Origin of the sequence: Bartonella sp. PS7NMGDW (assembly GCF_042193585.1) — a bacterium.
Taxonomy (GTDB): domain Bacteria; phylum Pseudomonadota; class Alphaproteobacteria; order Rhizobiales; family Rhizobiaceae; genus Bartonella; species Bartonella grahamii.
This window is the reverse complement of sequence record NZ_JBHILX010000002.1, coordinates 158,884-183,665: the sequence shown is the minus strand read 5'-3', so window position 1 is coordinate 183,665 and position 24,782 is coordinate 158,884. Positions and strand designations below refer to the sequence as shown.

Here is a 24,782-nt window from a genome sequence, read left to right as displayed (position 1 = left end):
TCAATTCAACTTCTTTGACAGATAATCAAACTCCATTAAAGTCTCAAGCAATCTTTGTAAATTATCAAGTTTAACCATATTGGGTCCATCAGAAGGTGCATTATCTGGATCTTGATGTGTTTCTAAAAAAATACCTGCTACCCCAACAGAAACAGCTGCACGCGCTAAAATTTCAACAAATTGACGCTGTCCACCAGATGAAGCACCCTGCCCCCCAGGTTCTTGAACAGAATGCGTTGCATCAAAAATAACAGGAGCACCAAATGAACGTAAAATAGGCAATGAACGCATATCAGAAATAAGTCGGTTGTAACCAAATGACGTGCCTCGCTCACAAAGCATAACATTCGGATTACCACTGTAAACAACCTTTTTTAAAACATTCTCCATGTCCCACGGCGCTAAAAACTGACCTTTTTTAATGTTAATAACACAGTCTGTTTTGGCGGCTGCTACCAAAAGATCTGTTTGACGACATAAAAAAGCCGGTATTTGTAAAATATCAACCGTAGAAGAAACAATTGTACATTGCTCTTCTGTATGCACATCAGTTAGTACAGGGCAATTAAACTCTTTTTTTAAATCAGAAAAAACAGCCATTGCCTTTTCAAGACCAATACCACGTGCCGCACCCAAAGAAGTTCGGTTAGCTTTATCGTAACTCGATTTATAAACAAACCCGATACCAAGCTGATCGGTAATTGTTTTAATACGACCAGCCATTTCAAAAGCATGATCGCGACTTTCCATCTGACACGGCCCTGCAATTAATGAAAGAGGCATTTCATTTGAAAAAATAATATTTCCAACTTTCACACGGGCATTTGGTTTAGTCATTTTATCCCTCAAAAGCAAAGTAACCCAATTTATGCATTAAACTAATCGACTTTGTTCTACAGCGGCTTCAATAAAAGAAGAAAAAAGCGGGTGAGGATCAAAAGGACGAGATTTTAATTCTGGATGATATTGAACACCAATAAACCATGGATGATCTGCATATTCTATCGTTTCTGGTAAAATACCATCAGGAGACATCCCAGAAAAAATCAAACCACACTGTTCTAACTTATCCTTATAATCAATATTGACCTCATAACGATGACGATGTCGCTCGACAATCTTGGTTATCCCATAAATTTGAGCAATATGACTCTCTTCTTTTAATTCAGCAGCAAAAGCACCAAGACGCATTGATCCGCCGAGAGCACCATTTCTTGTACGTTTTTCAAGAACGTCTCCTTTAAGCCATTCTGTCATTAAACCTACAATTGGATTTTCTGTTTCGCAAAACTCACTTGACGAAGCATTCTTAATCTGTGCAATATTGCGCGCAGCTTCTATACAAGCTAATTGCATCCCAAAACAAATCCCTAAAAATGGGACTTTACGCTCTCGTGCAAATTGAATTGCTCGAATCTTTCCTTCTGCCCCTCGTGCCCCAAAAGCACCTGGAACCAAAATTCCATGGGCTTTTTGTAAAGCTGAAACAGAATCTTCTTTTTCAAAAAGTTCCGAATCAATCCACTCAATATTAGCTTTTACTTTATTCGCTAAACCACCATGTGCAATCGCTTCAATAAGAGATTTATAAGCATCCTTTAAACCCGTATATTTTCCTACAACAGCAATCGTAACTTCTCCTTCAGGATGGTGAATACGATGCGTAATATCTTCCCAACGATCCATCTGAGGGGAAGGTGCCGAATCGATTCCAAAAGCACAAAGAACTTCAGAATCCAAACCCTCCTTATGATATGCCATAGGAACATCATAAATTGTTGGCATATCTAATGCCTGAATGACTGCATTGGAGCGAACATTACAAAAAAGTGATAATTTGCACCGTTCTGTTTCTGGAATAGATCGATCTGCACGTACAAGCAAAATATCAGGAGAAATACCAACTGCTTGCAATTCTTTGACAGAATGTTGTGTTGGTTTCGTTTTTAATTCACCTGCCGAAGGAATATAAGGCATTAATGTGAGATGGACATAAACGACACTTTGTCTTGGTAGCTCATTGCGAAGCTGACGAATCGCTTCTAGAAAAGGCATTGCTTCAATATCACCAACCGTTCCGCCTATCTCACACAAAACAAAATCAAATTCTTCATTTCCCATCGTAATGAATCTCTTAATTTCATCCGTAACATGAGGGATAACTTGGACTGTTGCCCCCAAATAATCACCACGCCGCTCTCGTTCAATGATATTGCGATAAATACGCCCTGTTGTGATATTATCTTGGCTATTTGCAGAACGCCCAGTAAAACGCTCATAATGACCAAGATCAAGATCCGTTTCTGCACCATCATCGGTCACAAATACTTCACCATGTTGATAAGGTGACATCGTACCTGGATCAACATTTAAATAAGGATCAAGTTTGCGAAGACGTACACGATAACCACGAGCCTGTAATAACGCTGCTAACGCCGCCGCTGCGATGCCTTTTCCAAGGGAAGAAACCACACCACCAGTAATAAAAACATAACGTGCCATGGGCTTATGGTGATAAGCAATTTATAATGATTTTTCCAGCAAAAAATGCAAAAAGAAACAATTTTTCTTCTAAAATAAAAAAGGTGAAAAAATCACCTTTTTAAAAAGTCTATATTTTCTTAAAAAACTATTTCGTACTGTTATCCGGAACTGTATTTTCAAGAACCGGTGGAACTGGACTTTCTGCTTCAGGATTTGCGGACTGTTTCTGTTCCTGCGGAGAATTCGAATTGCCTCCTAGCTGTTCAAGAATAGAAGGGGAAGAAGACTCACCATCTGATGATGGGACTGATTCTGATCCTTTATTGGTAGAATTCTGCTCTGAATTAACCGGTATACGCTTTAAAATATCAGAACTAGAATTTGATATATTACCCACCACGGTAAGCCCAATAGACACAACAAAAAAACAACAGGCTAAAATAGCAGTCAAACGTGTTAAAGGATTTCGAGATCCACGAGTTTTCATCAACCCTGAGCTATTACTCACACCTAGCCCACCACCTTCTGAAGGTTGGATTAATATAACACCAACCAGAGTAATCACAATCAACAAATGAATAACTATAAGTACTGTTTGCATAAACCCTGCTCTTCAAATAACTCTTTCATAGCTATTTACACATAAATAACACACAATCCAAGGAGAAACTAAAATTTCTCTACTATAGTTTACGACAAACATCGCAAATAGTTAAAAAATCAATCGCTTTTAAGCTTGCTCCACCTATTAAAGCACCATTAACATGAGGAATGCTTAAAAGCTCAAATGCATTGGATGGCTTTACGGACCCACCATAAAGCAGACGTATCTTATCGCCTTCATCACTAAAACGAGAGCGCACCTTATCACGAATGAAATGATGTACTTTTGCAATATCTTCTGGAGTCGCTGTATTGCCGGTGCCTATCGCCCAAACAGGTTCATAAGCGATAATGGTATTTTCTGCTGTTGCATCATCTGGTAAAGATTCTTCAAGCTGCTGCGTGAGAATATCTAGTACTTTATTATTATTACGCTCCTCCAATGTTTCACCAATACATACAAGAGCCACAAGACCTGCTCGCCACGCAGCTTGCACTTTAGCACAAACAATCGCATTATTTTCTTGGTACATTGTACGACGTTCTGAATGCCCAATGATGACATGACTTGCTCCTGCTTCTTTAAGCATAAAAGCTGAAATATCTCCAGTATAGGGACCATGATCATCAAAATGACAATTTTGTCCTCCCAAAAGGAGATTTTTGCCATCCAGCATATCAGAAGCACGGGATAAAAGCGTTGCTGGGACACAAATAAGCGCCTCAAAAAGATGACTGAGATCAGATCTAACGCCTGTAGCAATAGCACGCAACTCTCCAAGTGTTTCACCCGTTCCATTCATTTTCCAATTTCCAGCAAGAAAAGGCCGAGTATTTGGAGACATATTTTCACCTCAAGAGCTCTTACAATACATTGTTTATCTGTAGTTACCAAATTATAACATGAAAGCAAGTCTTTAAAGCTTGCATCTTTTGTCTCTTTATTGCAAATTCTATTACTGCTTTTGTAATAATTTATGTTAAAAATAGGATTGAACAATGCTTGACGTCATAAGAAGTGCTACAAATTCTTGGATTTTCAGAATTTTCCTTGCTATTTTACTCTTATGCTTCATTCTTTTATGGGGAGTACCGCATTTACACAAAAAAAGTGAAAGAGATCTTATTACTTCTGGAAAATCCACAGTAACTGTCGATGATTATCGTCTCGCACTTGCCGATCAAAGTGCACGTTTAGCCCAAGCGGCTCATCTTGGACGTATGTTTACAGCAAATGAAATGCAGCAATACCAAATTCCTGCTTTTGTGTTTAATCAATTACAACAAAATGTATTGCTTGATGAACAAGTACGTAAAATGAAAATAAGTCTTTCAAAAGATACAATAGCTCATACGATTGGTTCTGATAAGATGTTCCAAGTAAATGGCACTTTTGATAAAAATTTATTTTATAACTATCTTCAGCATTTACGTATTAGTGAAAGTGCTTTTCTTAATTATTACTCCAAACAAGAAAAGCGTAACCAACTTATTTCAGCTTTACTCTCTGATATGAAAGCACCAAATCTCTTTTATAAAGCACTTGCTCTTTATCAAGGAGAAATGCGTATTGCTGATTATCTCGTTATTGATCTAAAAGAAAAGGAAACAATTGCTGATCCTGATGACGAAACACTACAAAAATGGTTTAAAACACATCAAAGTCAATTTCGTGCTTCAGAATACCGCACTGTCTCTTTGTTATCTATGGAACTTAATAATTTTGTAAAACCTAAAGATATCTCAACAGATGAGGCAAAAGCCTATTATACACAAAATGCTTCACGTTTTGTAACGCCTGAAAAGCGTACATTCGAAGAACTGCGATTTCCCTCACGCGAAGAAGCCGATAATGCAGCAAAAAAAATAGCTGATGGATTGAGTTTTGATGAACTGGTAAAAGCTGAAAAAAAGACTCTTAATGACATAAAAAAAGGGCCTTTCGCAGAAAATGAACTTCCTAATCATCTAGCATCTGAAGTTTTTGAACTTCAACAAGGCCAAGTCAGTCCTGTGATAAATGACTTACAGGGTCCTGTTATCATTCGCGTCACACATATTGAACCCTCAAGCTCTCTTCCTTTTGAAAGTGTCGAAGAAAATATTCGCCAAACACTTGCCAAAAATCGTGCTACTGATGATATTCGTAACAATTATGTAGCCATTGAAAATGCTCGTTTTGAGGGTGCTTCTCTCAAAGAGCTAGCTGATCAATACAAGTTATCTTTGCGCACAATTACCATTGATAAAACGGGAAAAACGCTTGAAGGTGCAATACTCACGGATTTACCTCAAAAAGATATTTTACTGAATGCCATCTATCAATCAAACGAAGGAGTCGATCTTGATCCTCTCTCTTTTCAAAATGGTGGTTATCTCTGGTATAAGGTCGATAAAATTATTCCTGCCCGCGATAAGACACTTGAAGAGGCTAAGCTAGATGTTCTTTCTCAATGGAAAAGTGAGGAAATTCAACGTCTTCTTGATGAAAAAGCCCAAAATGCTCTCAAGCAGCTCACGGAAGGAAAAAGTCTTGTTGCTCTTGCTCATACCCTTGCTGTTACAAAACAAACAACACCAGCCCTCCGGCGTCAAGACTCATTTGCCCCCCTTGGCGTTGAAGGGATTAAAGCATTATTTTCTGCTCCCAAAGGTCATTATGGCATCATAAAAGGTCCAGTTTCAACAAACCGTATCATTTATCAAATAAAGACTGTAACCATGCCTCAAGATATCACGCCTCATACTCTTTCAACTGAGGTTCGCACCAATATAGATATGATGATAAGAGAAGATCTCAAGCTAGAAATGCTACAAGTTGCCAATAAAGAACACCCTTTGGAAATTAATAGCACAAATTATAATCAGATCTTTAACGCTCTCCAATAAAAAGATTGTGCATAATTTAAAGAACTTATTCGATAAAGTTTCCATCAACTCTTCGTCTATAGTTGAAGAGGTAAGATAGGTCTCTTGTTTCCATATCTTAGGATCAGTATTTGTATAATGATTAATTCTCTCGCAAATCAGTGCATGTATGGATTTGCGAGAAAATAGTCAACGGAATGTAGAGTCGTTTTTGCAACGCATTAAAAAATATTATCCATCCAAAGGTTGTAAAAGTTGCCGCACACTAAGCTATACCCATTAAGCTATAAATGTCATCCCTATCGTCATTCATTTATAGCTTATCATATTGCTACTCTTAATACTCATTCATAAGGAGCGTATTGCTTTTTCTTTAAATGATTTCATTTACACACCCAACTTATAATATACAAAAAAACTATTTTTAAAATTCATTATAAAAATGAAGAAATCTTTTTCTATTCAAGACTCTCATTCAATATGAGAAAAAACGAATTATCATTATAAATCAATATATTCATAAATCATAACAGTCATCAATTATGATTTTATAATTTCTCAAAAATAAGAGTTTTTTATAGACTTATAGACTGCCAAGACAACTTCTCTCATAAAATAGAAATTTTATTTCATTTGCAAATGAGATACAATCAACATACTTAAAAGTTTTTCATCAAACAAACCAATGTATTGAGCTTTATCTCATATTTTTCTTTCTCTGCATCTCACCCTTCCAATACACTGAATAAAACATATTACCGATAAAGAAATACATCGTATTTTCAAGATCATAAAATTTCTTATTCTTTTGCGCTCATAACAACCAAAACATCAACATTTTTTATAACAAAAAATGGTTTGGAAACACCATAGTTCCTTTTATCTTCATATGAGAAAATCAGTCTATATGTTACGCATTCCGACATAGTAATATTCTTTTACAATATCTTTGGAAAATTGCCGCTTATTGCTGCCCTTGTTATCAACCAATAGCGATATATCAATGGCAACGTTGCATTCTCTTGAAAAATTTCAGCCCCCAGCTGTATAGCTTTTTGAAGAGAAGCCGGTACAATGACCAATGGAAGAAAAGCTGGCTTAAGAACTCTAGGTAAAGCACAAGAATACTCGTGAAATTGGGTATAATGATCGCGCGATAATGCTACCATAGCTTCAACAATACGACCCTTTTGTTGATCACTGAGACGATGAGATTCCAAATCTTCCCTATTCACTCCTACAGCCTTTAATATATCAGTAGGTAAATAATATTGATATCGTGATTGCATGAATGATAAAAGACGCAATACACCGCTTAATCCTTGAGAAATCCCTCCATGCTCATAGATATCTGTAAACTCTTGTGCATTATCAGGATCTAATATCTGACAAGAAAGCTGTAAAATTATGCTTGCTGTCTCACCACAATAATGCTCTAGATCATGAAGCGTTTCTATTGGATTGTGATAAAGATCTAAAATTTGTGCATTACAATAACGTAAAAAAGCTGTCTTAGGTAAATTAAAAAGAGTCATTGCTTTCAATAAATCACTCAAAATCGGATTATTTCCACTCGTTTGTATTTCACCATGAGCAATAGAATCATACCACCAACGTAACCGTATTTCTCCTATGAGTGGATCATGTACACTTTCGCGAATACGAGAAACTTCAGCATTAAATACGTAAAGAGCAGCCAATGCTTGGCGCTTTTTTTTAGGCGCAAATAAAACCGATATATAGCGATCACGATCTATGGTACGTAAAATATCAAGACAATAAGGAAGAGAGCCTATCATTCGAACCTATTAACGTCCCTTTTTTAGCAATGAAATTAATATCCTCTTTTTATTCATATTAAAAAATGAGGGATAAGCAAATACAGCTCAGAAAATAAGATTTTTAAATGTGTCTCTTAACTGTATTATGAATTAAAATTTCTTTTCTAGTCACTTTTCGTTTTAGAAAGAAAAAAATTAAATAAATAACTTTTCTGATAAAACTTATCTTATCGAACCTCAAGTTTTCATTTGCAGTAAAAAAAGCTAAAAACTAATCGTAACATGCATAGTGAAAATTAGAACAACAAACAACGCAAAACACTTTTTAGTGGATAGATGACAATGTTATTTTGTAAAAAACGCACTGATCACAAAAACTTCATCAAAACATTGATTTATAATGATAAATTTTTATACGTTAAATTAGAATCCCAAATATCGTAGAATGCTTTCATTTCAAACCAATTCCATGTTGACTCAATCAAAACTATTCCCTTGCACGTCACAAGCGGAGCTGGCTTGTAGGTAAAAACTGTATAAGAAAGAATTTAAAATGCCTCTTATGAACTGTCTCAAGTGCCAAGAGTTGATCACTCATGTGATTCATTGAACTACGAACAAGCTCTGCCCTGAATACTTGCTGCTGTATTTAAAAACACTTAATGCGTTAAGTTATGTATATTTTATTCCCCTTATATCACCACTTTAAACGACGGTATTTTACGGCTTAGCAAAATACTCACACAAGTCTTTCATACTAGATGAGAGCATTTATTTTATTAAACAATACTCTATTCTACCGCAAATAATAACGCCGCAACAGCGCGATCTTCAGCCAATAAAACATTAAATGTACGCACCGCCGCTCCTGTACTCATTGTATCTGATGAAATACGTTTTTCCCATAAAAGAACCCGTAACTCTTCAGGTAATCGCAATAATTCAATGCCAGTACCTATTAATAAAACTTCGATTTCAGAAGCTTCTTCTAAAATACGAGATATATCCTCTTGAGTGGGAATAGGTCCTGCCATATCAATGCCATAAATACCTGATGGTACACAAATAATAGAACCTCTATGAGACATATCAGCAAAACGAAATCCACCATTTCCATAAGCATCAATAGGTGCGCGACTTGGAAAATGCGCTTCACGAATTTGAATTGCATCGAACATGAACAAGCACCCTTTATTTTTGAATAATCCAATTGTCTTTGCTACTTCTCACCATAAAATTAAAGGAAGGCTGATACAAACATTGATATCTTAACCATAGCCTAGTATTGAAGTGGAAATTTTATATAAAACCCTAATCTTCTCATACAACGAGTATATGAAAATTTGATAATAAACCGCAATCAAAAGCTATACCTGCTTAAATAAATCTATCTTTTAAAAAGTTTTCTCAGCTTATTTACTCGCAAGTTTCTTTTTATAGAAACAATGATCTTGTTTAAAAAACAGAAAAAAATTGCGTAATATTCTATAAATAAAGCAACTATTTTAATAATCTCAAGGAAACAAAAACTCCATTTTCTGTAGCCACTATAAAAGCTATTTTTCCAATGAAATTGTCCTGATCTTGCCAAGCTTTTTATAAAAATGCTTAAAACTGCCACTACACCTTAAGATGCATTTTCCTTTGATATAGCTTTTTTCTCTTTAGAGACACTCATATTTTCTTTCGTTGTCGTTTTAGATTTAGACTTTTGTGGTGTTTTTGTTTTAGCATTAAGCTTTGATTTTTTTTCTGCAATCGGCTCACCTTTAACGCGCACATCAGCTAATGTTGAGCGAATAACACGAATATTCATACTCTCACCAATTTCAACCTCTAATTCACCACTCTCGTCGTGAACCTTCGTAACTTTGCCGATGATACCACCACCCGTTATAACTGTATCACCACGACGTACTGCATTAAGCATTTCTTGGCGTTTTTTCATTTGAGCACGCTGTGGACGAATCATAAAAAAATACATAATTGCAAAAACTAAAATGAGAGGGACAGCGCTAGCAAATGAAATTCCACCGGAAACATCGCCTGCAACTTGAGCATAAGCGTTCGTAATAAACATTTTCATCTCCTATAGTTAAACCTCAGGTATTTCCCACTCTATTAAAATGAAATTCCGATACAGAAAAAATTCCTAAAGAATTTATCATAAAAAGCAATAACTACATAATCTAATCACAGCTTTACAAAAATACAATAAATCCTTAAGAGATAGAATACCAAAATACAATGAGAAAAATCTTTAAAATAGATTCACTTTCCCCTATTATATATCCTAAAATATAGAATTTTTCACTAACTCAATAAATTATACAAGATAATTTTTCTCATGAAAAAACTTTAATTTATATAGATAATTCATCGTTTTTGATATCGAATGACAGATCTAAGTACAGTAAAATACTCTCATTTCAAACCCTCTGAATTAATCAAAACGATTTTCTTGCACGTCTCACATATGAAATGAGCCTGTAGATAAAAACTTTTTAAGAAAAGCGTGAAATATCTCTTTTCATGCTTCTCTCAAATGCAAGAGCAGTTGGAACACTGAAAGCTGACAAATAGTATGATGCTATTGCCTTACACTTTCATAAACACAAAGATGGTAATATCTAACGCCCCAACGAAATACTCTGATTAAACCAATGATTTTTTGCTGCAATGTTATTGATTTAAGAAAATCAATTGTTTTTCATGAAGTTTCTATAAACTGTAAGGCTATTCAAATTTTAAAGTCATCAATCAATTAGTTTTCTAAATATTTAAGGGGATCAACAGGTAATGAATTCTTACGCATCTCAAAATAGACACGTGGCGTTTTAACATTTCCTGAAACACCAGATTTAGCAATCTCATCACCGCGTCTTATCCTTTGTCCTTTGTTAACAACAAGTTTACTGTTACATCCATAAATAGTGATAATATTATTTTCATGTCGAATCATCACAACATTACCAAGCTCTTTTAATCCATCTCCCGCGTAAATAACAACACCATTTTCTGCCGACTTTACCGAAGATCCTTCCGGCACTGCAATATCTATTCCTCGATTCATTACTGTTCCCTTTTTTTGACCGAACTGGCTTAACAAACGCCCTCGTACTGGCCAACGCATCTTAGAAATTCCTGTGGCTTGCGGAGTCGTCATATTATCTGTATTCGTAACAGTATTTGACAAACCAGTCTCATGATTCAATTGCGTCATCTGTTTAGAAAAATTTTTCTCAGAACTTGATTTGTTCATCTTTGCAGGGGGTGGCGTTGTTACAGGAGCTTTATATATAGGAGAGGACTTCTTGTTTTTTATAGAGGACATCAATTGAGATTGGGCTGCAGATTCTGTTTTTGACACTGTCCAATCGTTATTATTGTGTGCATTTGAAGCTGCTAATGTACGCCTGCTTGGAACAACAAGTACCTGACCGATATAAATGGAATTGCTGTTTATACCATTTGCTAATTTTAATGCCTCAACACTAACCCCTATTTGTCGTGCAATACTGAGTAGTGTATCTCCACTCTGGACAATATAAGAATTCCGCCGAAAAATAGGAGACTTATCCATTTGTGAACGAGAAAGAGTTCCAAGATTACGTGGAGGGGAGCCCATAACGCGACCATCAGAAGAAGTTATCCTACCTTGATGTGGAAAATTATAGGGAGAATTGTCATCTCCCCACGAATCATCGCTTGATTCCACAGGCGGCAATTCAGTGCTTTGTATCATACCACTACCGTATGATAGCATTCGCGGATCTATAGACATTGTGCTCGATATATTTGATTGAGATGATACCGTACGATGAGAGAACATATTAGAAAAACGCTGTGTACCAGAACTACAACCAGCAACAATAGTTACCACCGCTAAAAAAGTTATTCTCTGAAAATTATGCTGGAAAATATTATCCAAAGCTTTTAGACACATCGTTTTGCTCACTCATCAATAATCAACTCACTCTATTAAAGCTTTTTTAAATTACCGAAGAGTTAAAATGAGATGTTTTATTCATAAATATCTTTATATAAGATCAAAATGAATTTAACATAGACAATTTGCAGAAATTTCTTAGCTTTTAAAAATTAAAGTATCTCCGCAATGCCTTTAATAAAAGGTTGGTAACGCACTTGGAACAGTTCTAAACACTCAAATCGACTACCAATTTTTGTATAGCGCGTCACCGTTTGTACCCCTTCGTCAGGTCCTATCGCCTGAATGAGAATTCCGTTTTCAGCTAAAAGTTCTAAAAATTCCTTGGGTTCATCAAAACGTGATGGCCAAATAAGAATGCGATCAAATGATCCCAAGCCTGTCACACTATGACTTCCATCAATCTGCCGTATAATAATATTTTCAATTCCTAAAGTTTGAAATTTTTGGCGCGCCAAATCAACAAGCGTTTTATAACGATCAATCGTTGTCACACGGTCACTCAGACATGCCATAAGCGCAGTACAAAAACCAGATCCTGTACCGATTTCTAAAACGCGATGCCTTTTTTTCAACGATAATGCCGAAAGAATTAAGAGTTGTTCTTCCAAACGTTCCATATATTCACCACACTCAAGGGGAATAACCTTATTATCATAAGCACTATTAAACCAAGGAGCAGAAACAAACTGTTGACGCGGAATTTTCTCTAATGCCGAAAAAAATCGCACGTCATCAATGCCTTTGCTACGCATTTTCAGTACAAGAGCGGCTAACTCCTCACGAAATTGTAAAATACCCTTTTGCCCCATAGTATCATTCAATCTCCAATGGAGGTGCACTTTTATTATACTGACAAACTGCTTCTTTTAAAATGGCAAAAACTTGCGTTTGCATATTATCACCTCTTGGCAATAAACGCATATTGTCTCTCCTTTCGTAAAATTAAGCAGTAATACAACGCATGCCTCCCATATAAGGTTGTAAAACATCTGGAATAACAATTGATCCATCAGCCTGTTGATAATTTTCAAGCACGGCAATAAGACAACGTCCAACAGCTGTACCAGAACCATTAAGGCTATGAACAAAATGCAATTTTTTATCGCCTTCTGTACGATAACGTGCATTCATACGACGACCTTGAAAATCTCCACAAACTGAACAGCTAGAAATTTCACGATAACATTCTTGACCAGGAAGCCAAACCTCGATGTCATAGGTTTTACGTGCTGCAAACCCCATATCACCCGTAGAAAGAACCACTGTGCGAAAAGGCAAACCAAGTCGTTTTAATATATCTTCTGCACATTCTGTCATACGTTCTAATTCAATTAAAGACTGCTCTTCACTGGTAATTGAGACCATTTCAACTTTCCAAAATTGATGCTGACGCAACATACCGCGCGTATCACGACCGGCTGCTCCCGCCTCTGAACGAAAACAGGGAGATAAAGAAGAAAATCGCAGTGGTAGATCTGATATTTCAAGAATTTCATTGTTGACCAAATTGGTTAATGGCACTTCTGCCGTAGAAATAAGCCATCGACCATCTGTTGTACGAAAAAGGTCTTCAGCAAATTTCGGCAATTGTGCTGCTCCGTAAACAATCTCATCACGAACAAGAAAAGGTATTGAGACTTCTGTATAACCATGCTCATTGACATGCACATCAAGCATAAATTGACCTAATGCCCGTTCTAGCCGTGCTAACGCCCCTGAAAGTATTGTAAAACGTGTTCCAGACAAACGACTAGCTCGTTCAAAATTCATCTGCTTGAGATCTTGACCAAGATCAAAATGTTCCTTTGGTGTAAAATTAAATGTTGGAGGTGTACCAAAATGTCGAATGACGACATTATCACTTTCATCTTTACCTTCTGGAACATCATCTAATGGAATATTTGGAAGTGCTGAAAGAATTTTTTCAAGACTCTCCGTCAGCTGTTTTTCTTCCGCTGTTGCAGAGGAAAGAAAGATTTTAATCTCTTCACCTTCAGCTCTAAAGCTTTCAGCCTTTTGCTGATCAGATACCGCTAAAGCCTGTCCTATTTCCTTTGAAACCGCATTGCGACGTTCCTGCGCCAATTGTACCTTAGCAATATGCGACCGACGTGCAAGATCAAGTTGTATTAACCTCTCAGCTTGCGGCTCAAGACCTCTACTTACGAGTGCTTTATCTAATTTCTCAGGATTGTCACGAATCCACTTAATATCAAGCATAAAAATTCCTCATTTATATTTTTTTATTAATTTCTTATCGCATAAGATTATACACTTTTCTTAAGCGGATTTTCTTCTCTTTTCTATACTGTAAGCAATTAAAATTGAAATCTCGTAAAGTGCTATCGTTGGTAAAGCCACTGCAAACATCGTAAAAAAATCCGACGGCGTTATGATTGCCGCAATGATAAAAGAAAGTAAAATAGCCCATTTTCGTTTAGACGCCAAATCATGAGACGTTAAAAATCCAACTTTTGTTAAAAGACTGATGACAAGAGGTAATTGAAAAATCAAACCAAAAATTAGGATAAATGATGTCATAAAGCCCAAATAATCAGAAATACGCACTATAAACTCTATTTTTAAATGAACATCTGGAAGAAATTGTTGAGAAAGGCTAAACCATAGTATTATTGGCGCTAATAGACCATAAACAAACGCTCCCCCAATACAAAATAAAATAGGCCCCCCAATGAGAAATGGTAAAAAAGCCATACGCTCATTTTTATAAAGCCCTGGTGCAATAAAACTATAAAACTGAAAAGCCGTATAGGGAAAAGATAAAATAATTCCCCCAAAAGCAGAAAGCTTCATCTTCGTTAAAAAAGTTTCCCATACTTGCGTTGATTGCAAACGAATATCCTCAGGATTACCCCCTGCTATTTTCATTGCCCACTGATACGGCCATAGTAAAAAATTTAAGATATAATCTTTAACAAGAAAACACATCATAAAAGCGATCATAAATGCAACTAGGGCAGCAATAATTCGCTGACGAAGTTCGATTAAATGTTCTAAAAGTGGTGCCATATGGGCATCAACTTCATCTTTCTTAACATTCATGACACATCTTCTTTATCTTTAGAAGCTATAGATCCTGTCATATCTTTATTGGTTACGTTGTGATCGCATTCCAAAAAATCTTTACCTTTTTCTGATTTATGGTGTGTTGCCTTAACATCCAAATTATCGTGGATATCTTCTAATGTATTTTGAATGGGATCAAAAGTCTCTGTCAACTTCTTGCTTGAATCGCTAATATCCGAATATGTTTTTTGCAAATCATCGAGCTCGATTTGTCTTATTGCATCATCAAACTGATGACGCAGCTCTTTTGCCATTAAACACATATGAGCTCTTACCTTTGCTATTGTCTTTAATATTTTAGGTAAATCTTTCGGTCCAACAACAATGATGAGAACAAGTAAGATTACGACAAACTCTGGTCCATCAATCCCAAACATCTCTTAATTCGACTTCCTCATCAAAAAATAACGCACAATGATGATTACGTTTTTGTTATTTGACACGCTGTTTTTTAGCAACAGATGTTTTGCTTCTTTTAGAAGCAGAAGAAGCCTTTCTGCGCGCTGTTACATGTTTTACCGATAATGGCTGAGATTGTTGAGATTCTACATCAATTATTTGGGAAGTAGTAGCCATTTCAACTTTATCCTCAATGCCATCATCTTCTTCCTTCATATTTTTTTTGAAGGCTTTAATTCCCTTAGCAACATCGCCCATTAATTCAGAAATCTTACCGCGACCGAAAAGCACAAAGATAATCAGTAAAATTATAATTAAATGCGTTGGTGAAAAAATATTACCCATTACTCTCTCTAACTTTATGCTTTTAAATTTGATTTCATTTATTCATGCTTCCTCTGAAGAATGTATCAAATATAATATCTTAATTATATATTTTCTTCTTAACTTAAAAACAATCACACGCTTTTATTGCAAAAGAACTTTTTATCATCTCATCCCTTCTTAGCGTATTATAACACAAACCATTCAAAAATGATAAACCGCTTCATATAAAATTAAAAAAGCTTAAAAACTTTTCTAAAATAACTTCATCTGATCTCTTAGTTACTCATCTTCCTGTAAATACTATAGCTCATGTCTTTCCTTTTAAACAATGTTGTACGTATCATTACAAATATTTCCTCCAAATTATCCATTACTGATAAAAAACATACCATGCTGTAAAAAAATTTACGTATTCAATTAAAAAATTCAGAAAGAAAAATCTCTAAAAAACTTTCTTGACACATCATCAGTCTCTTTAAAAACTATCATCTTACGCATAAGATTTATTCTTTGCGTTGGTGGGAATTTTATCATCCATTATTCCATATACAATACGAAATATAAGCCATCATCGCATTCAATTAAATATCTGACGTGTGGATAAAAACTATTCGCGGAAAGAGTAAAAATGCACTTTATGAATCAGGTCAAGTGCCAAGAGGTATGGCCAATACTAAAAAATAAAAATGGTACCAGCTTGCGCCTTTATTCAGTAAAATACCTCCATATAACCAGCTCTTTGAACCGCTGCATGCCCTAACTATTACAAGTCTCCGGATTCTGGGCATGCGTTCTCATAATATCATGTGCTTAACTTATCTCAGTATTGAAAACAGAATGGGCATTAATAGAAAATTACATCCAATCAAAAGCATGGAATCGAAGCACAATCCATGTAAAAGAATTTCTTATCCTAGTCTTTTTATAAGATTATCTCATAAAGCCGCTAGATAATACAGTGTTAGAGATAGATACACCTATTTACTTTAGTTAAAAACCCCTCATTTTATTGAGATCGCTTGCAGAGAACATATCACTTTTTAAAAGTTTTGTTTTAGCACCATACACAATAATCTAGCCATTTAGCATGTATAATATAAAGCTTGGGTTTCGCTTAAACCAATGAGATTCATCCACACTTTTATAAAAATCTATCACTATAATACCAGCACTTTATTGCTCTATCCATAATTTTACGCTCGCTAAAAAAACTGATAAATGTAACAATGTTTTTATCAAGCATTTTAAATTCTTTAATCTTTAAACAAGTAAATTTATGAATGAATTTGAAAGATAACCTTAAATTTTTTAACAAACTTCACTAATATTCTCGTTAATTGCTTGTCTTTTATAGTTTTCCTGAAAGAGTCCGCGATCATAAGAAACTTCTCTTACAACATAACTATCTCTATTGAAATGTTTGCCCTCTCCCTATCTATTTTTCATATAAAAAAATTTAAGATCTTAATGATGAATCTCATGATATGAAAATAGCCCAGTGAATAAATGCTCCTATGACATTAATATTTTTCTGTAGGGTATTATTTGGGAGTGAGGGTATTATTTGATTTCTATAAGAGTATTTTTATGGATATCAATTCTAATATTCTATGCTAATAATCCGGTACAGTTATACATATGATAGAGTTTATTCCATGAATTATCGGCATATTTATCATGCTGGCAATTTTGCTGATGTTTTTAAACACATTATTGTCACTCGCATTGTAGAATATCTCAAACGCAAAGAAAAAGCTTTTCGCGTTATAGATACGCATGCTGGAATCGGTATTTATGACCTTTCTTCTTTAGAAGCACATAAAACAGGAGAGTGGCGCGAAGGTGTCCAACGGCTTTTTTCAACTCCTATCCCAGAAGATTTAAGAGCACTCCTTTGTCCATGGTGTGATATCATTGATGCCCTTAATAAAGGGGAAAAAGAAATTGTATTTTATCCTGGATCTCCTGTTCTTATTCGTCAATTATTACGGAAACAAGATCGCCTCACCGCAATAGAATTGCACAACGAAGATTATCATATTTTAGCAAAAAACTTTGCCGGAGATTATCAGACAAAAGTTCTGCATTTAGATGGTTGGCTTTCCTTAAACGCTCATGTACCACCAAAAGAAAAACGTGGCTTTATCCTTGTTGACCCTCCCTTTGAAAAAACTGGAGAATTTTCCCGCCTTATTGAGGGATTAATGAAAGCCTATCGTCGCTTTTCTGGAGGGATCTACGCTTTATGGTATCCTGTTAAATATGATAAAGAAATTGAAAGTTTTCTTCACGCGCTTTATCAAACTAGAATTCCTAAGATTCTACAGCTTGAAATGCGTATCCGAAAAAGCTCAAATCCACCAACAATGAATGGAAGTGGTATGATTATTATTAACCCTCCTTATCTTTTGGAAGAAGAAATGAAAAAACTCAGCCCCTTTCTTATCAACCGTCTGGGACAAGATGAAAATGCCCAAATAACGCATAAGTGGCTTCAAAAAGAACATCTATTATGTTAAATCTTTCTCTATATTTTTTCTAAATCAAATATCATGTTGTAAGATACAAACGCATTAAATGATAAAGTTCTTTGATTTTTTGAATAATATCAACATGTTATAATGATATGCTAACAACGATCAGCGTGAATTAATTTTTTCCCTTTTAGAAAGTCTATCCTCTTAATCATTATAGATTTCCTATTCCAATCATTTTAATGGATAAATTGAGCAAATTCATAAAACTATTTTAGAATAACAACTCTTATATTTTTTATAAAAGATCGGCTCTCTAAAATCATACTCTTATGCTATAAGATTTTATTGATAGAAAAAATTATAAAGATATAAATAATCATTATTTAATAAAAAAGAATATTTCATATATTAAACAACAAGCATATTCTTAATAAACGGAATGGTCCTGAAAAATAATACAAATTGTCCGCAAAATGAAGGGGAAAAGCTTTCTTTTCTCTCTAACATTACATGGAATAATGCCAATCAAAATAATGAGAAAAATCAATTCCAAGGTGTCAAATTCATACAAGAGTTTGTTAGACACCTCCCGCATAAGCCAGGGGTTTACCGGATGATTGGTAAAAATGGTGATGTTCTCTATATTGGCAAAGCTCGTAATCTCAAAAAACGTGTTTCAAACTATACACGTGAACAAGGACACAATAATCGTATTACCCGCATGATTCGCGCAACATATCATATGGAATTTATCGTCACCCATACAGAAACAGAAGCACTCCTTTTAGAAGCCAATCTCATAAAAAGATTGCATCCACATTTTAATGTATTACTACGTGATGATAAAAGTTTCCCTTATATTATGATTACAGATGATCATCGAGTGCCTGGACTTTACAAACATCGTGGTGCCCGAACACGAAAAGCTCACTATTTTGGTCCTTTTGCTTCTGCTGGTGCAGTGACACAAACAGTTCATGTTTTACAACGCGCCTTCTTATTACGAACCTGTACTGATTCAGTTTTTGAAAACCGTACACGCCCCTGTTTGCTTTATCAAATTAAGCGATGTTCTGCACCTTGTACCCATGAAATTAGTGACAATGATTATAAAGAACTGCTGAGGGGAGCAAAAGCGTTCCTTTCGGGAAAAGATCAATCTGTTAAAAGTAATATGGTTCAAGCTATGCATAAAGCCGCAGAAAATCTTGATTTTGAACAAGCAGCTTCCTATCGTGACCGCTTATCAGCCCTTTCTCATATACAAAGCCATCAAGGTATTAATCCTCAAACGATAAAAGAAGCGGATGTATTTGCAATTGCGCAAAAAGAAGGAATGACCTGTATTCAAGTGTTCTTTTTTCGCATGGGGCAAAATTGGGGAAACCGTGCCTATTTTCCTAAAGCAGATCCCTCTTTTTCCTGTACTGAAATTTTAGCGAGTTTTCTTGCTCAATTTTACGATGATAAACCACTTCCCAAAAGCATCCTTTTATCTGAAGAAATTGAAGAAAAGACACTTCTTACAGAAGCATTGAGTCTCAAAGCAAATCACAAAGTGTCTCTCTCTTTACCCAAACAAGGTGAACGGAAAACTCTTGTTAATCATGCCTATCTCAATGCTCATGAAGCACTTGAACATAAGCTTTCTGAAACAGCCACTCATACAAAATTGCTTCAAGGTCTTGCCAAAACATTCCAACTACCTTTTCCTCCACGCCGGATAGAAGTCTATGATAATTCTCATATCATGGGAACAAATGCTGTAGGTGCTATGATTGTTGCTGGTCAAATGGGATTTGTTAAAAATCAATATCGCAAATTCAACATTCGCTCAATAGATATCACGCCTGGCGATGATTTTGGCATGATGAAAGAAGTGATTAAACGAAGATTTTCACGCCTTATAAAAGAGCATGATCAGTCAAATAGAAGTCATGACATAAAAGATAATGATCTTTTTCCCATTTGGCCTGATCTTATCTTAATCGATGGTGGTGAAGGACAAATCAACAGCGTACATGCAATACTTGCTGAATTACAATTAAATGACCTCTTCACAGTTGTTGGAATCGCCAAAGGTGTTGACCGCCATGCGGGACGTGAACGATTTTTTATAAAAGGTATCCCCCCCTTTACACTTCCTCCACGTGATCCTATCCTCTATTTTTTGCAACGTCTGCGTGATGAAGCACACCGTTTTGCGATTGGAGCTCATAGGATAAAACGAAAAAAAGAAACATTCAAAAACCCACTTGATGAAATCGAAAATATCGGTCCGACAAGAAAGCGTGCGTTGCTTTATCATTTTGGAAGTGCCAAGGCTATTGCTAGTGCCTCACTTGAAGATTTAAAAAAAGTTACGGGAATTTCTATGACAATTGCACAAAAAATTCATAACCATTTTCATGAAAAATAGGCTTGTTTCATAACCTTTGCCTTGTTACGTTTAGGAAATATATTCTCTTTCACAAGAATTAAAAATGGCTCCATGAAAAATCATACTTTTTCTTTTCCAAATATTTTAACTTATGCACGAATTGTCGCAGTCCCAATGGTTGTTGCATGCTTTTTTTTAGAAGGGCGATTACAATCAAGTGATATCACTCGCTGGATTGCTGTGTCCATTTTTATCGTTGCATCCATTACTGACTTTCTTGACGGTTACCTTGCTCGTATTTGGGAACAAACATCCAATATTGGTCGCATGTTAGATCCAATTGCTGATAAACTTCTCGTCTCTGCTTGTTTGCTCTTGCTTGCCGCAGACAGTACCATCGCTGGGTGGACACTATGGGCAGCTATTATCATTCTTTGCAGAGAAATTCTTGTATCAGGATTACGTGAATATTTGGCTGAGTTAAAAGTTAGTGTTCCTGTCTCTCGTCTTGCAAAATGGAAAACTTTTGTACAGATGATCGCTATTGTATTTCTTTTAGCTGGACCAGCCGGTAATAAAATTTTCCCTTACACAATAGAGTTCGGCATTACTATGCTGTGGATTTCTGCCCTCCTTACATTGTGGACAGGATGGGATTATTTTCGTGCAGGTTTAAAACACGTTATCCTATGAATAGTATGGAGATTTATAATGATAATTTATCTTTTTGCACTTAAATAAAAGACGAAAATAGCATAAAATTGATTCATTTTAAATCTATTAATGATAAATCAATAAAACGCTCTTTTGCACATTACAAGTAAGGGTGGCATGTAGATAAAAGCTCTTCAAAAAAAGAGTAAATAGATTTTATATTCTTGCAAAAGCAGCTGCAATATTAAATGCTAACAACGATGAATGCTCCCTATGCTTTCAAAAAAGTCTATAATCTCATAAGCAAAAAACCGAAATATAGTGTTTCGGATTTTTGCTTCTTATAAACGCTTTATTATTATAAACTCTTGATTAACCAACAATTTCTACCTCAGAAAACCAAAAGGCGATTTCTGTTTTTGCCGTTTCAGCGCTATCGGATCCATGGACAGAATTTTCGCCAATCGATAAAGCATGAACCTTACGAATTGTCCCTTCTTCTGCATCACTAGGATTCGTAGCCCCCATTACTTCACGGTTTTTAGCTATTGCATTTTCGCCTTCCAAAACTTGTACAACAGTTGGACCAGAAGACATGAATTCAACCAATTCACTAAAAAAAGGGCGTTCTTTATGAACAGCATAAAAATTTTCAGCCTCACGTTTGCTCATCCAGACACGTTTAGACGCAATAACACACAAGCCCGCATCCTCAAGCATTTTAGTAATTGCGCCAGTCAAATTACGACGGGTTGCATCTGGTTTAATCATCGAAAAAGTACGCTCTAAAGCCATTTAACCACCTTTATTTCATTTATAACATTCTCTCGCCATTTCTATAGCGAGCAAGAAGCGATTTGCCAAGTGACTCTGCAAAAATCTACACAAATTCTCAAAAATATAGAATGAATTATAAAGAAAACTTTGATAGAAATACCTGTAATTTCTCATCCCATCATAAAGATGCGCTACCGACTCTCAATAAACATTGAACCTTCTTGTATAATCTTAAATGCCTCTCATCAAATTTATCATTGAAGTCATAAGAAAAGCCAAACATGCAAAATATATACCTTTTTGAAAGCCTTCTTCTTTAAAGAGGATGAACCTAGATACTTCGATCTAGGTTTGAAAATCCTTCTACACACATTGAGATCAATCAAAAAATAACCATATAATTAGAAACTATAGCGTACACCTAAAATACCCTGAAGGGACTGTTTTGTTTTACGTCCTTTAACATAATGTGCCTCACCATATAACTTTAACTTCTCACTCACTAAACTGCTCAAACCGATTCCTAACTTACCTGCATTACCCGATAAGTCAGTGGTAAATGAATGCCGTTGATTAATCAATGTATGGTTGTCATCTTTATGCTCACGCAACCATGCTGCTGTAATATACGCAAGTGATGAGGAATCCATACGAGAACCAAATTCATATCCTAAAGATATGCCAACCTCACTGCGTAATGAAGTGAATGGACGCATGTCACCTATCATGTCATTTGATAACTTGATTTCTTTACCTTCAACTTGCAACCATGTAAATTGTCCATAAGGCTGCAACCAACTGCTCTTTGACGTCTTAAGTCGATAACCTGCTTCAAAGGAAGTACCCACCGCCCATTGCCTATAACTTCCTTCAATCCCTAAACCATTCGTTGAAACTGCCTTTAGAGTATTCTGATAATGATTGTATTTTAAAATACCATCGAGATACCAACCACTATGATCCAAATAAGTAACATAAGCGCCAATGCCATAAGTATTAATACCGCTTATACCACCCCGTGCATGCGCAATGCGTGCGCGGTCATAACTGCCAAAACCACCTATATAAAATTCTCCATTTTCCCACTCGCTTAAACTATTGATCCCTAAAACAATACCTGTCTGATCCAACTTAAAATCTATATGCTCTGTAGCAATACTCTCTTTAGACTTGATCGCATAGGTCCATAAAGCTGCATTCTTGTTACTTTTATCTAGAATTCCTCTTCCCGCACGCACGGTTTGCATTTCATTGTGAAAAACCATCGCTGGAGCCACAGACATAGACAATACGGCATCTGTAGAGGGAGTGGTTAAAAAGTGAGAAACTGAAAGCGTCTCTCTCAATTGTGGAGAAGGCTGTTCTTTATGAACTGGACGCAAAATCATTTGATCGGCTAACGATTGTGAAGATTCTGAAACAACAGCAGGTTGCTTTCCATCAGAAAAATGAAGAGAACTTGTTGGAGGAGACTTCACATGAGTGCGATTTTCTTGAGAGGGAGATACCGAAACACTAGAGACATTCTGTCTTTCTGTTAAATGACGTGGAGGACGTGGCTTGGATTGCTCTTTTTTAGTAGGTTTACGAGGACCGGTATTTTTTCCTCCAGAAGGAGAACTTTGATCAGATAATGCAACAGGGACCTTCGTTTTTTTGTTTACACACTGTGTTTCAGTATTAGAATGTTCTGCATTTTCAGAAAGTCTACTTAAATACCAAATTGTAGCACTACCACTAGAACTAGCACATCTTTCTCTCTTCAGCAATTGATACTGATAGGTTCCACCATCGACAGCTGTAATGTCCTTGCCCAAAAAATCTGCCAGAGTAAAATTAGCTCCTCCATCTTGGCTTCTATCAGTAATTAACGGAAGTTCAGTAACCAGACTATTCCTTTTTGAGAGAGAACCTGTAATTTCACGACCAGAATCTGCAACGCTTATTTTGTGATTACCTGCGCCCTTACCAATTGATAAGTAATCATTCAAATCTCCCGTAGCACTAATATTGAATCGAAAATGTAAATCCCCTGAAAGTTTCTCAACATGAAGTAAAATATGTCGTGGATCATACGGGATAGAAGTAAAAATAACAGTTCCTCCGTGCCCCCCTAAATCTTCAATTTCAATCTGAGGTTTTTCTCCTATATTCCGCTCACCAACCTCAAATATTGTTTCATCAACTCTTGCCTCTATAGGAATCTTTTTCTTAGTGATATGGTTTGTCCTATCACCAGCAAATAAATAAAGTTCTCCGTGATCATTGACCCTTACTTCTCCAACGATTTTTTGAACACCAACATGGAACCACGATTTAGCAAAGCTGTTAACAGTCAGACCATCCACCAACCCTTTAGGATATACAACTTGAATAGCATGATCTTTCAAATTAGTAGCATAAGATTCTCCTAACGCTAAGACATGCTGTCTCCCATTCCCAGAGATCTCAGCATACATTGATTTTCCCCCCTCTTTTCTTTCTCCCGAATAAAGATTTTGTTCTCCGTTATCTCCCACTTTCGTATACCAAACCCACGTTCCATCATACACATTCTGCTGTCCAACTGCTCCACCATCCCCCGAAACTGTGGAATTATATGCACTACTTTTTCTCTCTACGCTTGTAAGATCAATATTTGGCTCTTCATGAATAAACTGCTGACCTCCCAAAATTTTGGCGTTCATTGCAATTCCTGCACGTGTAACTATTTGCATTCCTCCTTTTTTAATAGTGGAACCTACAGAAGTTTTTCCATTTTCAACAAGCTCTACATCACCATATTCAATCGTAATATTATTTTTAAAAAAACTAGCAATCTGTTCTAATTTTTTTTGTTCCTCTTCTCTATTTCGCACATGTGTTGCTCTTGTTAGCTCTCCATTCCTGTTTTCAACTGCACTTGCAACTTGTACAAGACAACTACTGATCATCAATACTGAGAAACTTAACTTATGTTTATACTGCATTATCGACACTCCACTCTCAATTAT

19 protein-coding genes are annotated in these 24,782 nt (G+C 35.8%); 4 read left to right on the top strand and 15 right to left on the bottom strand.

Annotated features, from left to right (window positions below):
- The 4 genes from kdsA to tpiA all read right to left on the bottom strand — a co-directional run bounded on the left by kdsA (position 1) and on the right by tpiA (position 3,932).
- Complete coding sequence (gene kdsA, locus ACFIKJ_RS01975; protein WP_375625933.1) at positions 1-837, bottom strand: 3-deoxy-8-phosphooctulonate synthase; 837 nt, start codon at positions 835-837, stop codon at positions 1-3.
- 36 nt (positions 838-873) lie between these two features.
- Positions 874-2,502: a CTP synthase gene (locus tag ACFIKJ_RS01970; protein WP_375670194.1), complete on the bottom strand. Its 1,629-nt coding sequence runs from the start codon at positions 2,500-2,502 to the stop codon at positions 874-876.
- A 127-nt stretch (positions 2,503-2,629) separates the two neighbouring features.
- Entirely contained in the window at positions 2,630-3,085 is a 456-nt protein-coding gene (secG, locus tag ACFIKJ_RS01965) for a preprotein translocase subunit SecG (RefSeq protein ID WP_375625929.1), read from the bottom strand.
- Between the two features lie 82 nt (positions 3,086-3,167).
- Positions 3,168-3,932 (bottom strand): triose-phosphate isomerase, encoded by a 765-nt coding sequence (tpiA, locus tag ACFIKJ_RS01960; protein WP_375624990.1) that lies wholly within the window; start codon positions 3,930-3,932, stop codon positions 3,168-3,170.
- Positions 3,933-4,086: 154 nt separating this feature from the next.
- On the opposite strand from tpiA, the gene ACFIKJ_RS01955 reads away from it, so the two are divergent.
- Positions 4,087-5,976 (top strand): peptidyl-prolyl cis-trans isomerase, encoded by a 1,890-nt coding sequence (locus ACFIKJ_RS01955; RefSeq protein WP_375651540.1) that lies wholly within the window; start codon positions 4,087-4,089, stop codon positions 5,974-5,976.
- 917 nt (positions 5,977-6,893) lie between these two features.
- Here ACFIKJ_RS01955 and ACFIKJ_RS01950 read toward each other — a convergent pair.
- The 9 genes from ACFIKJ_RS01950 to tatA all read right to left on the bottom strand — a co-directional run bounded on the left by ACFIKJ_RS01950 (position 6,894) and on the right by tatA (position 15,519).
- Entirely contained in the window at positions 6,894-7,754 is an 861-nt protein-coding gene (locus tag ACFIKJ_RS01950; RefSeq protein ID WP_375670193.1) for a phytoene/squalene synthase family protein, read from the bottom strand.
- 773 nt (positions 7,755-8,527) lie between these two features.
- Positions 8,528-8,914 (bottom strand): Mth938-like domain-containing protein, encoded by a 387-nt coding sequence (locus ACFIKJ_RS01945; RefSeq protein WP_273723333.1) that lies wholly within the window; start codon positions 8,912-8,914, stop codon positions 8,528-8,530.
- A 449-nt stretch (positions 8,915-9,363) separates the two neighbouring features.
- A complete protein-coding gene (yajC, locus tag ACFIKJ_RS01940) occupies positions 9,364-9,816 on the bottom strand; it encodes a preprotein translocase subunit YajC (RefSeq protein WP_375670192.1) in 453 nt (150 codons plus the stop codon).
- A gap of 684 nt (positions 9,817-10,500) precedes the next feature.
- Positions 10,501-11,682: a peptidoglycan DD-metalloendopeptidase family protein gene (locus ACFIKJ_RS01935; protein WP_375625921.1), complete on the bottom strand. Its 1,182-nt coding sequence runs from the start codon at positions 11,680-11,682 to the stop codon at positions 10,501-10,503.
- Positions 11,683-11,837: 155 nt separating this feature from the next.
- On the bottom strand, positions 11,838-12,497 hold the full coding sequence (locus ACFIKJ_RS01930; RefSeq protein WP_012754986.1) for a protein-L-isoaspartate(D-aspartate) O-methyltransferase: 660 nt from the start codon (positions 12,495-12,497) through the stop codon (positions 11,838-11,840).
- 133 nt (positions 12,498-12,630) lie between these two features.
- Positions 12,631-13,908, bottom strand: a complete 1,278-nt coding sequence (gene serS / locus ACFIKJ_RS01925) for a serine--tRNA ligase (RefSeq protein ID WP_375625918.1) — start codon at positions 13,906-13,908, stop codon at positions 12,631-12,633.
- A gap of 60 nt (positions 13,909-13,968) precedes the next feature.
- Positions 13,969-14,751: a twin-arginine translocase subunit TatC gene (tatC, locus tag ACFIKJ_RS01920; protein ID WP_375624998.1), complete on the bottom strand. Its 783-nt coding sequence runs from the start codon at positions 14,749-14,751 to the stop codon at positions 13,969-13,971.
- Entirely contained in the window at positions 14,748-15,152 is a 405-nt protein-coding gene (locus ACFIKJ_RS01915; RefSeq protein ID WP_375625916.1) for a twin-arginine translocase subunit TatB, read from the bottom strand. Before ACFIKJ_RS01915 ends, tatC begins: the two co-directional genes overlap by 4 nt.
- Before the next feature lie 55 nt (positions 15,153-15,207).
- Positions 15,208-15,519 carry a twin-arginine translocase TatA/TatE family subunit gene (gene tatA / locus ACFIKJ_RS01910; RefSeq protein WP_273788360.1) on the bottom strand — a complete coding sequence of 104 codons (312 nt, stop codon included), beginning with the start codon at positions 15,517-15,519 and terminating at the stop codon, positions 15,208-15,210.
- 1,637 nt (positions 15,520-17,156) lie between these two features.
- On the opposite strand from tatA, the gene ACFIKJ_RS01905 reads away from it, so the two are divergent.
- From ACFIKJ_RS01905 to pgsA, 3 genes are all read left to right on the top strand, one after another.
- Positions 17,157-18,020 carry a 23S rRNA (adenine(2030)-N(6))-methyltransferase RlmJ gene (locus ACFIKJ_RS01905; protein ID WP_375670191.1) on the top strand — a complete coding sequence of 288 codons (864 nt, stop codon included), beginning with the start codon at positions 17,157-17,159 and terminating at the stop codon, positions 18,018-18,020.
- 397 nt (positions 18,021-18,417) lie between these two features.
- Complete coding sequence (gene uvrC, locus ACFIKJ_RS01900; protein WP_375670190.1) at positions 18,418-20,397, top strand: excinuclease ABC subunit UvrC; 1,980 nt, start codon at positions 18,418-18,420, stop codon at positions 20,395-20,397.
- A 72-nt stretch (positions 20,398-20,469) separates the two neighbouring features.
- Positions 20,470-21,051, top strand: coding sequence for a CDP-diacylglycerol--glycerol-3-phosphate 3-phosphatidyltransferase (gene pgsA / locus ACFIKJ_RS01895; RefSeq protein ID WP_375625003.1), 582 nt, complete (start codon positions 20,470-20,472; stop codon positions 21,049-21,051).
- 333 nt (positions 21,052-21,384) lie between these two features.
- Here the strand turns inward: pgsA and ndk are convergent, their stop codons facing one another.
- Positions 21,385-21,807, bottom strand: coding sequence for a nucleoside-diphosphate kinase (gene ndk / locus ACFIKJ_RS01890; protein WP_375625004.1), 423 nt, complete (start codon positions 21,805-21,807; stop codon positions 21,385-21,387).
- A gap of 383 nt (positions 21,808-22,190) precedes the next feature.
- Positions 22,191-24,758: a BafA family autotransporter gene (gene bafA, locus ACFIKJ_RS01885; RefSeq protein WP_375670189.1), complete on the bottom strand. Its 2,568-nt coding sequence runs from the start codon at positions 24,756-24,758 to the stop codon at positions 22,191-22,193.
- Between the last annotated feature and the right edge of the window lie 24 nt (positions 24,759-24,782).